Source organism: Variovorax sp. RA8 (genome assembly GCF_901827175.1).
Classification (GTDB): Bacteria; Pseudomonadota; Gammaproteobacteria; order Burkholderiales; family Burkholderiaceae_C; genus Variovorax.
In genome coordinates this window covers 1,572,230-1,585,520 of the sequence record NZ_LR594662.1, presented here as the reverse complement: position 1 = coordinate 1,585,520, position 13,291 = coordinate 1,572,230, and the positions used below count along the sequence as shown (strand labels likewise).

Genomic DNA, 13,291 nt, shown 5'->3' with positions numbered 1-13,291 from the left:
TTATGGCGCAAAACCGCGCGATTCTACAATGGCGCCCCGTTACCGAGGCTCCACCCATGACCACCCCGAGCCGCAAGCCGGCCGCCCCCTTCTCCCGCACGGCCGCTGTCGTGGATGCCGCGGCGGCAGAACGCATCCGCATCGCGCGCGGCTGGCTGCACACCGCCCACTTCCTTACCAGCGCGCCGCAGCTGGAGCACCTGCCGCCCCTCGAGCTGCCGGAGATCGCCTTCGTCGGGCGGTCGAACGCCGGCAAGTCGACCGCCATCAACACCCTCACCCAGCAGACCCGCCTGGCCTTCGCCTCCAAGACGCCGGGCCGCACCCAGCACATCAACCTGTTCGGCGTCGGCAAGCAGAAGGTGGACGACGCCGTGCTGGCCGACCTGCCGGGCTACGGCTACGCGGCCGTGCCGCGCGAGGCGAAGCTGCGCTGGCAGCGCGTCATGGGCAACTACCTGATGACGCGCGAGAGCCTGCGCGGCGTGGTGCTGATGTGCGACCCGCGCCACGGCCTCACCGAGCTCGACGAGATCCTGCTGGAGGTGATCCGCCCGCGGGTCGAGCAGGGCCTGAAGTTCCTCGTGCTGCTGACCAAGGCTGACAAGCTGACACGCTCGGACGGCGCCAAGGCGCTGTCGATCGTGAGACTGCAGGCCGGCGGCGGCGAGGTCAAACTGTTCTCGGCCTTGAAGCAACAGGGAGTGGACGAGGCGGCCGAACTGCTGTGGCGCTGGGCCCATCCGCAGGACGAGCTGCTTCCACAATCGACCGAAGGAGACAGCCCGCCATGATCCAGACCTTTGCCCGAGCGCTGCCCAACGGCACCACGCTCAGCTGCCGCGCCGCAGGCGAACCCGGCCGCCCCTTGATGGTTTTCCTGCACGGCTTTCCTGAAGCCGCCTTCATCTGGGACGAGTTGCTCGAGCATTTCAGCCAGCCCGAGCACGGCGGCTGGCGCTGCGTGGCGCCGAACCTGCGCGGCTTCGAGAAGTCGAGCTCCCCGACCGAGGTGTCGGCCTATCGTGCGCACCTGCTGATCCAGGACATCGAGCAGCTCGCGCAGAGCGAGCGCGAGGACGGCCGCATCGAGGTGCTGGTCGCGCACGACTGGGGCGGGGCCTTCGGCTGGGGCTATGGCAACCAGCACGCGAACAAGCTGGGCCGGCTCGTCATCATCAATTCGCCGCATCCGGGCACCTTCGTGCGCGAGCTGCGCAACAACCCTGCGCAGCAGGCCGCGAGCGCCTACATGAACTTTCTCGCGCGGCCCGACGCCGAAGCGCTGCTCTCGGCCGATGACTACAAGCGGATGTGGCTCTCGTTCACCCAGATGAAGGCCGGGCCGGAAGGCTACGGCTGGCTGACCGAGGAGGTCAAGGCCAGGTACCGCGAGGTGTGGGACCACGGCCTCACGGGCGCCTGCAACCTCTACCGCGTGACGCCGATGAAGCCCGCCGTGCCCGGCCAGCCTGCCGCCGAGCTCCCCGATCTGCCACGCGAACGGCTGGTGGTGGAGGTGCCCACCTTCGTCTTCTGGGCGCTGGACGACAAGGCGCTGCTGCCCGGCTTGCTCGAGGGGCTGGAAGACTACGTGCCGAAGCTCGATCTCAAGAAGGTGCCCGACGCCACGCACTGGATCGTGCACGAGCAGCCGGAATTCGTGGCCCGCGAGATCGAAGCCTTCCTGCAGCGAACTCAATAGACCGGCGCCGCCCCCTCGGGGCGCGTCTTGAAGCGCCGGTGCACCCAGTAGTACTGCGAGGGCATGGTGTCGATGTAGCCCTGCAGGCGCTGGTTCATCAGCGCGGTGTCGGCCACCGCGTCCTCGGTCGGGAAGTCCTGCCATGCCGGCAGTACCTCGATCTCGTAGCCGGTGGGCGTGAGCTTCGAGACGATCGGCACCACCTTGGCCCGCCCCAGCCGGGCGAAGCGCGACAGCGACGGCACGGTGGCCGCCGGCACGCCGTAGAAGGGCACGAAGACGGTCTGGTCGCGGCCGAAATCCATGTCGGGCAGCAGGTACAGCAGGCCGCCCTTGCGCAGTCCCGCGATGATCGGCTTGATGCCGTCGACCCGGTTGAGCGTGATCACGTTGCCGAAGCGCTTGCGGCCCTCGCGGATCCACTCGTCCACCATCGGATCGCGCTGCGTGGTGTAGATGGTGGTGGAGGGCCGCGCCGTGTGCATGGTCAGCGCGGTGGCCGCCGCATCGAGGCCGTAGAAGTGCGGCGCGAAGAGGATCATCGGCTCCTTGCCGTTGGCGATCTCGTCGATCTCCTGCGGCGAACCCTTCACCTGCAGCCGCGCGGCCACGGTCTCTTCGGGCGCATGCCAGAGCCAGCTGCGGTCCAGCCAGGACTGCGCCACGTAGACGAAGGTCTCGCGCGCGATGCGCCGCCGCTCGGCCGGCGACCTGTCCGGGAAGCACAGCGCGAGGTTGGCGTCGACCACGCGCCGGCGCGGCGCGGCGACGGCGTGCAGCACGTGGCCCAGCACGGTGCCGAAACCGCGGACCAGCGGTAGCGGCACATGGGCCAGGGTGCGCATGAAGACGATGCCGAGACGCGAAAACACGCTCATCGCGCGGCCTCCGCTTCGGTCACCGCGGCCGCCTCGCCGCGCGGCTGCTTGTAGCGCGCGTAGTCCCAGACGTACTGGCCCGGCAGTGCACGGATCAGCGCGGCGATGCCTTCGTTCATCGCGGCAGCTGCAGCCTCCGGGGTGGCCTTCGGGTCGCCCAGGGCAGTGCCGTCGAAGGGCGTGAGTCGGATGACATAGCCGGCGCCGCGCGGCAGCCGTTCGCATACGCCGAAGAAGACACGCGCCCCCGTCTGCTGCGCCAGGCGCGGCAGCAGGGTCATGGTGTAGGCAGGCCGGCCGAAAAAGGGCGCCCAGACGCCCTGCCCCAGCGGCGGCACCTGGTCCGGCAGGATGCCGGTGTAGCCGCCGGCCCGCAGCGTGCGGATCAGCCCACGCACGCCCGCCACGCTGGTGGGCAGCGTCTGCAGGCCGCGCCGCTCGCGCGAGCCGGCACCGATCAGCTCGGCCATCCATTTCTTGCGCGCAGGGCGGAACAGGGCCGTGATCGGGCCGTAGGCGTCGACGAAGCGCTCGCCGAGCGCCTGCCCCAGGATCTCCCAGCAACCGACATGCGGCGAGGCGACGATCACGCCCTTGCGCGCCGCCAGCGCCGCCTCGAGTTCGGCCGCGCCCTCCCAGCGCACGATGCGCGGCAGCACGCTTTCGCCCTGCGGCCGGGCCCACAGCCAGGGCAGCTCCGCCGCCATGGCGCCGGCGGCGCCAATGGCCGGGCGGTACTGCGCGGGCGTGAAGCCGGCGTGCTCGGCGTTCTCCTTGAAGCGCTGGCGATAGGTGGGCGAACCCCACCAAACCAGCCAGCCCAGGCAGCGGCCGGCGGCATGCATCCAGCGCAACGGCACATGGGCGAGCAATCGAAACAGAAGGATCATCCGGTTGGAGGGGGTGAAAACCAGGACGCGCACGCGGGCTATCGCGCGGCTCGAATACAATCGAAATTGTCGCTGAGTTATGGAACTACTTGCAGGGCGACGTTAAACATCACTGCTAAAGCGTTCGCCACACTCCGAATGGATTGGCAACGCGCCAATTCAACTGCTTGGAGTTTCATCGATATGGCGAACGACTTTCTCTTCACTTCCGAATCGGTTTCCGAAGGCCATCCCGACAAGGTCGCGGACCAGATCTCGGATGCCATCCTCGACGCGATCTTCGCCCAGGACCCGCGCAGCCGCGTGGCCGCCGAGACCCTGACCAACACCGGCCTGGTGGTGCTCGCCGGCGAGATCACGACCAACGCCCACGTCGACTACATCCAGGTCGCGCGCGACACCATCAAGCGCATCGGCTACGACAACACCGACTACGGCATCGACTACAAGGGTTGCGCGGTGATGGTCTGCTACGACAAGCAGTCCAACGACATTGCCCAGGGCGTCGACCACGCGAGCGACGATCACCTCAACACCGGCGCCGGCGACCAGGGCCTGATGTTCGGCTACGCCTGCGACGAGACGCCCGAGCTGATGCCCGCGCCGATCTACTACGCCCACCGCCTGGTGGAGCGCCAGGCCCAGCTGCGCAAGGACGGCCGCCTGCCCTTCCTGCGCCCGGACGCCAAGAGCCAGGTCACGATGCGCTACGTGGACGGCAAGCCGCACAGCATCGACACCGTCGTGCTCTCCACCCAGCATCATCCGGACCAGAGCGAGACGCCGACCAAGATGAAGGCCTCGTTCAACGAAGCCATCATCGAGGAGATCATCAAGCCGGTCCTGCCCAAGGAATGGCTGAAGGACACCAAGTACCTGATCAACCCGACCGGCCGCTTCGTCATCGGCGGCCCGCAGGGCGACTGCGGCCTGACGGGCCGCAAGATCATCGTCGACACCTACGGCGGCGCATGCCCGCACGGCGGCGGCGCCTTCTCGGGCAAGGACCCGAGCAAGGTGGACCGTTCGGCCGCCTACGCGGCGCGCTACGTGGCCAAGAACATCGTGGCCGCGGGCCTGGCGCGCCAGTGCCAGATCCAGGTGGCCTACGCGATCGGCGTGGCGCGCCCGATGAACGTGACGGTCTACACCGAAGGCACCGGCGTGATCCCGGACGAGAAGCTCGCGGAACTGGTGCAGGAGCATTTCGACCTGCGTCCCAAGGGCATCATCCAGATGCTGGACCTGCTGCGCCCGATCTACGGCAAGACCGCGGCCTACGGCCACTTCGGCCGCGAGGAGCCCGAGTTCACCTGGGAAGACACGAGCAAGGCGGCTGCGCTGCGAGCCGCCGCCGGGCGCTGAGGGGCCCGGGCGCCTCGTCGGTTCAGGCGCCCTCGCCCTGCAGCAGCCGGCGCACCTCCTCGTCGCTGGTCTGCCCGAAGTCCTCGTACCAGATGCCCACCGCGCGGAACGGCTCGGGCGCGTGGACGCAGACCACCTCGTCGGCCACCGTGTTGAGCAGCTGCACGGCCTCTCTCGAACCCACGGGCACCGCCACCACGATGCGCCGCGCCTGCATTGCGCGCACCGCAAGCACGGCTGCATGCATGGTGGCGCCGGTGGCGAGGCCATCGTCGACCAGGAGGACGACGCGCCCGGCCAGCGCCAGCGGCGCACGCTCGCCGCGGTAGAGCCGCTCGCGGCGCGCCAGTTCGGCCTGCTCGCGTTCGATGACCTGCTCCAACTCGGCATCGGACACCGGCCACATCCGCGGGACATCGGACATCACGCGTACGCCCCCGGGGGCGATCGCGCCCATCGCGAGCTCCTCATGCCCGGGCAAGCCGAGCTTGCGCACCACCAGCACGTCGAGCGGTGCCTGCAGCGCCCGGGCGACTTCCCAGGCCACCGGCACACCGCCGCGCGGCAGCGCCAGCACCACCACCTCAGGCTGGCCCCGCCACGCCCCAAGTGCGCTCGCGAGCGTGCGGCCCGCATCGTGTCGATCCCTGAATTCCATCTGAGCTCCTCGTCGTAGCTGCGGGAATTCAGAAACGATACGCCGCCCCCATGCCGATCGTCCAGTAGCGCCCCGGGGCTGGCTCGAAGTAGCGCGCATTCCCCTCGTTGACGATCACCGACCCGACATAGCGCCGATCGAAGAGGTTGTCGACCCGCGCGAAGGCGTTGAAGTCCCAGCGGTCCCAGCGCTTCACGTAGCCGGCGTAGAGCGAGGCAACTGCATAGCCCGGCGCGCGGGCGTTGTTGCGGTCGTTGGCCGCGATGCGGCTGAGCGCGCGCAGCTCGGCGCCGGCGCGCCAGCCCTCGGGCGGCACCCAGCCGAAGGAGGCGAAGAGCGCGTGCTCGGCGATGCCCGGGATGCGGTTGCCGGCGGGCACCGTGCTGCCCGCACTGCAGGGCGAAGGTGAGCAGAAGCCGTCGCGGTAGCGCGCGTCGAGCCAGGTGTAGGCCAGCTGCGTGCGCCAGTGGTTCAGGGTCTCGTGCTGCCAGGCGAGTTCGAAGCCATCGCGCTTCGTGCGTCCGGCGTTCTGGAAGGTAGCGCGGCCGCCGACGTTGGTGTTCGTCACGATCTCGTCGCGCGTGCGGGTCTGGAACAGGGCAGCGGTCAGCAGCCCTCCGGCGAGGCGCGCCTTGGCCCCGACCTCGACGCTGGTGTTGACCGAAGGCTGCAGCCCGAAGTTGAGCCCGCCGATGCCGTCCGCGCGGTAGGACAGCTCGTTGAGCGTCGGCGTCTCGAAGCCACGGCCGGCCGAGGCGTAGAGCGCCAGGTCTGGCGTGGCCTGGTAGCGCAACGAGGCCACGGGCAGGGTCTTGCCATAGCGCGCGCTGCCGCTGTCGTCGCGGTTGGGGCCGAGGATGTAGAGGTCGTGCGAGGAGAAGCGCACGTTGCTGCGGCGCACGCCGGCTTCCAGCGTCCAGCGGTCGGTGAAGCGCCAGCTGCCCTGCACATAGGGATCGAGGTTGCGCACCTCGTTGCGCTCGTCACGGCGCAGCCGGCCCTTCACGCCGAGCGCCAACGGCGCCGCCGCGCGCCCGAAGAAGTTCTCGAAACCGCGGCGCTTTTCTCGCAGGTTGTCGTACGCCAGGCCGGCTACCAGGTCGAAGGGCCGGTCGGCCAGCTGAAGGTTGGCACTCCAGCGCAGGTCCACGCCGCCGTAGTCGCGCGCCAGGTCGATCACACCGCCGGCATGCAGCGGACTCAGTTGTGCCGAGGCCGGGATCGACTGGAACTGCACGGTGCTGCGCTGCCCGCCGTAGACCATCAGGCGCAGCGTGTTGCGCGCATCGACGCGGCGCTCGTACGTGAGGCCCAGCTGCTGCTGGTCCACCGTCTTGCGCGTGTCGAACTGCGCCGCCAGCCCGGCGGCGCGCGGGTCGAGCGCGTACTGCTCGGCCGACAATCCCAGCGGGTCCTGGGCGTAGACATGCACGCTGTTGAAGACCAGGGTGAGCTTGCTGCCGTCGTCCAGGCCAAAGCCCAGCTTGCCGTTCTGGATCTCGCGGTCCGCCGCGCTGTGCTCGCGCCAGCCGCCGGTATGGAAGCGGCTCGCACTCAGGGTGTAGTCGACGGTGCCGGTCGAACCGCTGAGCTTGGTGCCGGCCCGCCAGGTGCCGAAGCTGCCGCCGGCCGCCGAGAAGCCCAGCGTGGGCGGCCCCTCCCCTTCCTCGGTGAAGGCCTGCACCACGCCACCGGACGAATTGCCGTAGAGCGCCGAGAAGGGCCCGCGCAGGATCTCGACGCGGCCTGCCGAGCCGATGTCGATGTTGGAGGTCTGGCCCTGGCCGTCGGGCAGCGTGGCCGGGATGCCATCCACGTAGAGGCGCACGCCGCGCACGCCGAAGGTGGAGCGCGCGCCAAAGCCGCGGATGGACAGCTGCAGGTCCTGCGCGTAGTTCTGGCGGTTCTGGACCTGCAGCCCCGGCACCGGGCCCAGGCTCTCGGAAAGGTTCACCCCCAGCCGCGCATCGCGCATCTCGCTGCCCTCGACCCGGTCGACCGAGCCCGGCACGTCGAAAGGCCGCACTTCGCCGCGCGGCGTGGACACGGTGATCTCGGGCAGCATGGGACTGGGCGGAGCGTCCTGCGCCTGGGCGGCGCATGAGGCGGCGGCGAGCAGGCCGGCCGTGGCGAGGCGGGATTTCATCGCGGCGATTCTGCAGCCAGCCGCCGACCCGCCGTCGCGGGCAAGACCCTATGGCGCGAAGTGCGCCCTAGCCTCTGCGCGGGCGCCGCCAGCCGTACCAGAAGCCCACCGCCGTCGGAATGCCGAGTGCGCCCCAGGCCACCGCATCGCCCAATCCGCCATCGCTGAAGAGCGCCGACACCAGGCCGACGGACGTGAGCACGCCCAACACCATGGGCCACCCCCACAGGTGCCAGAAAGAATGGCGTGGCTTCGTCATGACCCCGCCTTCGCGGTCACGGCCGGCCGCGCCATCGGCGCCGCCGCCGGCGCGTCTTGCGCTGGCGCCCCGGCAGCCACGGCCTTGCCGCGCTTGAGCCACAGGTAGAGACCACTGCCCAGCACGATGATGGTGGCGATGTCCAGCAGCGCCCAGAGGATCTGCATCGGCATGCCGCCGTAGTCGCCGAAATGCAGCGGCTGCGAGACCAGCAGGGCGGTGAGGTACCACGGCAGCTGCGGACTCGCGGTCAATTCGTTGCTCCTGGCATCCACCAGCACCGGCTGCAGCAGGCGCGAGGTGAAGGGCTCGTTGCCGCGCAGGAAGACCGTGTTGTGGTGCGGGCTCGAGAAGGCCGTGCCCGGGAAGGCGATGAACGAGACCTTCATCCCCGGCGCGCGTTCCAGCGCGACCTCCAGCGAACGCTGCACCGAGCCGCGCTCGGCCTTGGGCGTCTCGGGCTGGCCCTTGTAGGGCGCGAGCAGCGCGCTGAGCTGGTCGTATTGCCAGTACTTGATCACCAGGTCGGCCCAGGTGTTGATCATGCCGGTCGCGCCCACGGTGAAGGCCCACACCAGCGTGACGATGCCCAGCAGGTTGTGCAGATCCAGCCACTTCAGGCGCGGCCGGCGCTCGCGCCGCACGGTGCCGAAGTCGAGCTTGCGCATGAAGGGCGCATACAGCACCACGCCGCTGACGATGGCCACCAGCAGCAACAGGCCCATGAAGCCCAGGAACAGCTTGCCGGGCAGCCCGGCGAAGAGGTCCACGTGGAGCTTGAGCATCACCCACATGAAGCCTTCGTCGAACTTGGGCTGCGCCAGCACCTGCCCGGTGCGCGCGTCGACCGCGACCGACTTGAAGTCATCGGTGGGCGCGGGCGTGGGCGTGAGGGTGACGAACCAGAGGCCGTCGTCGTCCTCGGGCTGGGAGACGAACTGCACCACGCGATCGGGATGCAGCGCATGCGCGGTCGCGATCACGCGGTCCAGGCTGGCGCGCGGTGTGCCGGGTGCCATCTTCGGCGCCTCGACCTCGGTGCCCAGCAGGTGGCCGATCTCGTGGTGGAAGATCAACGGCAGCCCGGTCATGCACAGGAGCAGCATGAACACGGTGCAGACCAGGCTGCTCCACTTGTGCACCCAGGCCCAGGTCTTGATTCGTCTGGTGTTCATCGCGGGAGGATTCCTCGGGGCTAGAAGCGGTACGTGGCGCTGGCCACGATGTTGCGGCGCGTGCCCCACCAGCAGTCGCCGCGCGACAGGCAGGTGCTGAAGTACTCCTTGTCCGTCGCGTTGTTGATGTTCAGCGCATAGCGCCAGCTGGCCGTCTCGTAGGCGAACACCAGGTCCAGCAGCGTGACGCTGGGGATGCGGGGACCGTAGCCGCCGAAGGACACGTCGCGGAACGCGCCCATGTGGCGCACGCCCGCGCCGGCCGAGAAGCCGGGCACGCCCGCGATGGCGAAGCGGTACTTGGCCCACACCGCCGCCTGATGCCGCGGCAGGCCTTCGAGTTGCTCGTCGAGGTCGGTGTAGTTGTAGTGCGCCGTGACGTCGAGGTTGGGCGTGATCGAGCCGCGAGCCTCGAGCTCGACGCCGCGGGTCTTGGTCTGGCCCAGCTGCTGGTAGACGTTCGGCAGCGGCTGGGAAATCTGGTTCTTCTCGCGCAGGTCATAAGCGGCAGCGCTGAAGGCGAGGCTGCGGCCGGCGGGCTCGTACTTGACCCCGATCTCCCACTGCTCGCCGCGCAGCGGCGTGAACACGTGGCCCATCCGCGGCGACTGCGGCGTGAACGATTCGGCGTAGCTCACGTACGGCGACCAGCCGGAGGGAAAGGCGTAGAGCACACCCAGGCGCTTGGTGGTCGCGCTGTCCCGGGCGTCCTCGCTGCCCTCGGTACCCGATACGACGCGGTCGTGCCGCAGGCCGGCGATGAAGTTCCAGTTGCCGAGCTTGATCTGGTCCTGCAGGTAGACGCCGGTCGCGCGCTGCTTCGTACGCGGCAGCGCCACGCGCTCGGGCTCCTGCCGGAAACCGTAGAGCGGCGTGTAGGCGTCGATGTCGCTGTACGTGCTGGCGCCCCAGACATTCTCGCGCTGGCGCGAGTAGTCGGCGCCGGCCAGCAGCGTGTGCCTGAGCGCGCCCGTCTCGAAATGGCTCTCGAGGTGGTTGTCCAGCGTGTCGATGCGGTTGCGCGTGAGGTAACTGTCGAGGACGCGACCCAGGCGGCGCTTGAAGATCGGGTCCAGGCCCCAGCCGCCGGGGATCGAGAAGAAGTCGCCGTAGTGGTAGCTGTTGTCGTTCTCGTTGCGCGCATGGCGGAAGTTCTGGCGGAACGTGAAGGTGTCGTTGAACTTGTGCTCGAACAGCCAGCCGAAGGTCTTGCGCTCGCTGTCGTAGTAGTCGCCGGGCTCGCCGATGAAGCGGCTGGTCGGCAGGCGGCCGTTCGGGTTCGGCAGGATCGTGCCCTCCCACGGGAGGAACTGCGAGGTCGTGCCGCTCTTGTCCTTCTGGTAGAGCCCCTGCAGCGTGAGCGAGGTGGCCGCGCTGGGACGCCAGGTCAGCGAGGGCGCAATCATCCGGCGGTCGTCGGGGACGAAGTCGACCTGCGTGTCGGCTTCGCGCGCGACCGCGATCAGGCGGTACGACCATTGGCCGTCGGCGCTCAGCGGGCCGGTCAGGTCGGCCTGGAGCTGGCGGCGGTTCCAGCTGCCGAGTTGCATGCCGACCTCGCGCTGCGCCTCCTGCAGCGGCCGCTTGCTCACCATGTTGACGATGCCGGCCGCCGTGCCCGACCCGAACAGCATGCCCGAGGGGCCGCGCAGCACCTCGAGGCGCTCCAGCATGTAGGGCTCGGTGCGCGTCGTGCTGGTGTAGTAGCCGTAGGCCTGGCGCAGACCGTCGAGGAAGACATCCGGGTAGGCGCCGCGCACGCGGACCGAGTCGGTGCGCGCATCCAGGCCATAGGCGTCCGAGCGCACACCAGCCGCGTAGGTGAGCGCGTCCTGCAGGTTGGTGGCGCCCTGGTCGACGATCTGGTCGCGCGTGATCACCGTCACCGCCTGCGGCGTCTCGGCCAGCGGCGTGTCGGTCTTGGTCGCGGTCACGGCATTCTTCGCTCGGTAGCCGATCACGGGCGTGGTCGCGGTCTCGACCTCGGCGTTCGCATCGACGCGCACCTCGGGCAGGGCACCGCCGCTGGCCGTTTGCGCAAACCCCGGCGATGAAGCTGAAATGGCCATGTACCCCGCAAGAAGCGATGCGGCCTTGGGCCGCTTGAAAAAGCTGGAAATCAAGTCCTCGTCCCGTGAATACTGTTGAGAGTGATTCGCATTCTATTGACGAATTGTTCTACTTGGAAACCATTTGCCCTCGGCGCGCTGCGGGTTTCCGGTGCTGCCAGCGGGAGCGGGTGCTGGCGCTGCAGAGAGGCCCGCAACGTCCCCGAGCTCCAGCGTCGCGGCCTATTGCGCCGCGAATGCGGGGGGCCGCATGCTGCGCGAGTACGTGGGGCTCGCTCGGCCGGGCAACCGCTTCTTCGCCGGAGCCGGCGGAAGGCACCGGCGGGCCTGCCGGGAGCCGAAGCGCCCGAACAACGCGACGCCGGTCACGGCCGCGATTCGAGCGCGCCCGGGTCCGACTGCAATTGCGCGACCAGCCCGCGCAGTTCCTCGAGCTGGTATTCGTTCGGTTCCGAGTACGCCAGCCGCCAGTCGGCGACCAGCTGCGACACGGACGCGCGACCGATGGATTCCAGGCGCGCCAGCAGTTCGCGTTGCTCCGCAGTTCGGCGGGCCTGGAGTTGCTCGCCCCGATAGCTTTCCAGGCCCAGCAGGAAACAGCTCGCCACGACGAACAGCACGGAGATCCTCAGCACATGCGCTCCCCTGTCTTCTAATTGCCTCAACGTCGGTTCCTTTTGAAAGAGCACAGCGGGCGGCTCAACCCCATGGCGTCGCGCTCCCTGCAAGGGATCTGCACAGGGACGGCCCGGGATCGCCGATCAGGCCGGAGATTGTGTTGCATGCCGAGCTCGGCGGCATTCTCCACCGGCTGCAGGGTCTCGCCACGCGCGGCGGCCAGGCACCGGCTGCGATCAGGCAGGCCGGATCATCGGTCAAGGCAGCGAGGAAGGCTCCGTCCGAGGCCCGGACACATAATTGCCGCCCTAAAGGGCTCACGGTTGCCCCAGGTGTTTCAGTGAACTTAATGCCATCAAAATCCGCACGCGCCCTGCCGGCGGCCGCAACGGGCGCGCACGCTATCGGTACGTCTGCGTTGGGCTCCACCCTGATTGGCGCCGCCGCGCTTGGTGCCCTGGCCATCGGGGCCCTGTCTATCGGTCGGCTCTTTGTGGGTCGGGCTCGAATTCGCCGGCTGGATATTGACGAGCTTGTCGTTCGCCGCATTCGTGTCATTGAACAGCTGACGCCGCCGCCAACGTCGAAACCCGGTGTCGTCAGCCAGACGGTCGGTGTTTCGGCGGAAGTCGCCTACGCCTTCGCCAGTCGAATGGACAACCTGCCGCTTTGGGCGTCGGGCTTGGCCAAGGGTATCGACCAACGTGACGGCAAATGGTTTGCCGACTCGCCGATGGGCGAGGTTGAAGTGGTGATGGCTCCCGCCAATCCATTCGGCGTTCTTGACCACGATGTCACGCTACCGGATGGCTTCAGCGTCCGCAACGCATTCCGGGTCACGCCTTGTGGGGAGGGCTGCTTGCTGACCTTCGTTGTGCCTCGACAGGCGGGCGTCAGCCAGGAGAACTTTGACGCAGACGTCGCTCATGTACGACGAGACCTCGCAAAGTTGAAGGACCTGCTTGAACAGAGAGCATCCTGAGCGATGGACTCGACCCAGGCAAGGCGAAATTCGGCCCGCATTCTGACGGCTATGACGCAGTAGCCGCGACGCTCAGCCCCGATGCGATAGGACCTTGCGCATCAAAGCGTTCTGAAGTGTCACGCCTCGACGGACTGGAAATCGCCGCTCGACAACGTGAAATCCATGGAGGGCAAAAAAAGGCTCGGCACTCTTGCTCACGTCCGACGTTAGTGCAGTCAGACCCAAAGACCTGGCCTCCTCATGGATACGGGCCATCAGCCTGGTCCCAATTCCTTGTCGCGGATGAGCGCCCGACACGAAGAAGTGGTCGATATATCCGTCCTCTTGGACGTCTGCATAGCCGACGACTTCGTCTGCAATCTCTACGATGAAGGGGCGAATCCCCCGAACTCGATGGGCCCATAGGTCCGCGTCGAGGTCCGCCGGGGCCCATGCTTCGACCTGTTCAGGTGTGTAGTCGCGGGAGGCGACGTCATGGATGGCCGAGAAGTACACCCGGAACAACGCGGCTTCATCACCAATCCTGAACCGGCGAATTTTCAT

Annotated in this window: 13 protein-coding genes; 4 read left to right on the top strand and 9 right to left on the bottom strand. The window is 68.2% G+C overall.

The features are described from left to right. Nucleotides 1-56 precede the first annotated feature (56 nt). Nucleotides 57-794 (top strand): ribosome biogenesis GTP-binding protein YihA/YsxC, encoded by a 738-nt coding sequence (gene yihA / locus E5P3_RS07540; RefSeq protein ID WP_162585407.1) that lies wholly within the window; start codon nt 57-59, stop codon nt 792-794. Further along, a complete protein-coding gene (locus tag E5P3_RS07535; RefSeq protein ID WP_162585406.1) occupies nt 791-1,705 on the top strand; it encodes an alpha/beta fold hydrolase in 915 nt (304 codons plus the stop codon). The genes yihA and E5P3_RS07535 overlap by 4 nt, the downstream gene beginning before the upstream one ends. Here the strand turns inward: E5P3_RS07535 and E5P3_RS07530 are convergent. Together E5P3_RS07530 and E5P3_RS07525 are read right to left on the bottom strand one after the other, a co-directional pair. Continuing rightward, the gene (locus E5P3_RS07530) at nt 1,699-2,583 is read right to left on the bottom strand and encodes a lysophospholipid acyltransferase family protein (RefSeq protein ID WP_162585405.1); all 885 of its coding nucleotides are present in this window, start codon (nt 2,581-2,583) and stop codon (nt 1,699-1,701) included. The two genes, E5P3_RS07535 and E5P3_RS07530, sit on opposite strands and share 7 nt — an antisense overlap. Beyond that, the gene (locus E5P3_RS07525; protein ID WP_162589579.1) at nt 2,580-3,473 is read right to left on the bottom strand and encodes a lysophospholipid acyltransferase family protein; all 894 of its coding nucleotides are present in this window, start codon (nt 3,471-3,473) and stop codon (nt 2,580-2,582) included. Before E5P3_RS07525 ends, E5P3_RS07530 begins: the two co-directional genes overlap by 4 nt. A 183-nt stretch (nt 3,474-3,656) precedes the next feature. On the opposite strand from E5P3_RS07525, the gene metK reads away from it, so the two are divergent. Next, complete coding sequence (metK, locus tag E5P3_RS07520; RefSeq protein WP_162573266.1) at nt 3,657-4,838, top strand: methionine adenosyltransferase; 1,182 nt, start codon at nt 3,657-3,659, stop codon at nt 4,836-4,838. A gap of 22 nt (nt 4,839-4,860) precedes the next feature. Here the strand turns inward: metK and E5P3_RS07515 are convergent, their stop codons facing one another. From E5P3_RS07515 to E5P3_RS07490, 6 genes are all read right to left on the bottom strand, one after another. Continuing rightward, entirely contained in the window at nt 4,861-5,496 is a 636-nt protein-coding gene (locus tag E5P3_RS07515; RefSeq protein WP_162585404.1) for a phosphoribosyltransferase, read from the bottom strand. 28 nt (nt 5,497-5,524) lie between these two features. Next, a complete protein-coding gene (locus E5P3_RS07510) occupies nt 5,525-7,642 on the bottom strand; it encodes a TonB-dependent receptor family protein (RefSeq protein WP_162585403.1) in 2,118 nt (705 codons plus the stop codon). 67 nt (nt 7,643-7,709) lie between these two features. Beyond that, on the bottom strand, nt 7,710-7,901 hold the full coding sequence (locus E5P3_RS07505) for a hypothetical protein (RefSeq protein ID WP_162585402.1): 192 nt from the start codon (nt 7,899-7,901) through the stop codon (nt 7,710-7,712). Further along, nucleotides 7,898-9,076, bottom strand: coding sequence for a PepSY-associated TM helix domain-containing protein (locus E5P3_RS07500; protein WP_162585401.1), 1,179 nt, complete (start codon nt 9,074-9,076; stop codon nt 7,898-7,900). Before E5P3_RS07500 ends, E5P3_RS07505 begins: the two co-directional genes overlap by 4 nt. A gap of 20 nt (nt 9,077-9,096) precedes the next feature. After that, the gene (locus E5P3_RS07495) at nt 9,097-11,145 is read right to left on the bottom strand and encodes a TonB-dependent siderophore receptor (RefSeq protein WP_162589578.1); all 2,049 of its coding nucleotides are present in this window, start codon (nt 11,143-11,145) and stop codon (nt 9,097-9,099) included. A 365-nt stretch (nt 11,146-11,510) separates the two neighbouring features. Then, nucleotides 11,511-11,765, bottom strand: a complete 255-nt coding sequence (locus E5P3_RS07490; RefSeq protein ID WP_162585400.1) for a hypothetical protein — start codon at nt 11,763-11,765, stop codon at nt 11,511-11,513. 158 nt (nt 11,766-11,923) lie between these two features. Here E5P3_RS07490 and E5P3_RS07485 point away from each other — a divergent pair, with 158 nt between their 5' ends. Beyond that, entirely contained in the window at nt 11,924-12,745 is an 822-nt protein-coding gene (locus E5P3_RS07485; RefSeq protein ID WP_197893946.1) for a hypothetical protein, read from the top strand. 72 nt (nt 12,746-12,817) lie between these two features. Here the strand turns inward: E5P3_RS07485 and E5P3_RS07480 are convergent, their stop codons facing one another. Further along, a complete protein-coding gene (locus E5P3_RS07480; RefSeq protein ID WP_162585399.1) occupies nt 12,818-13,291 on the bottom strand; it encodes a GNAT family N-acetyltransferase in 474 nt (157 codons plus the stop codon).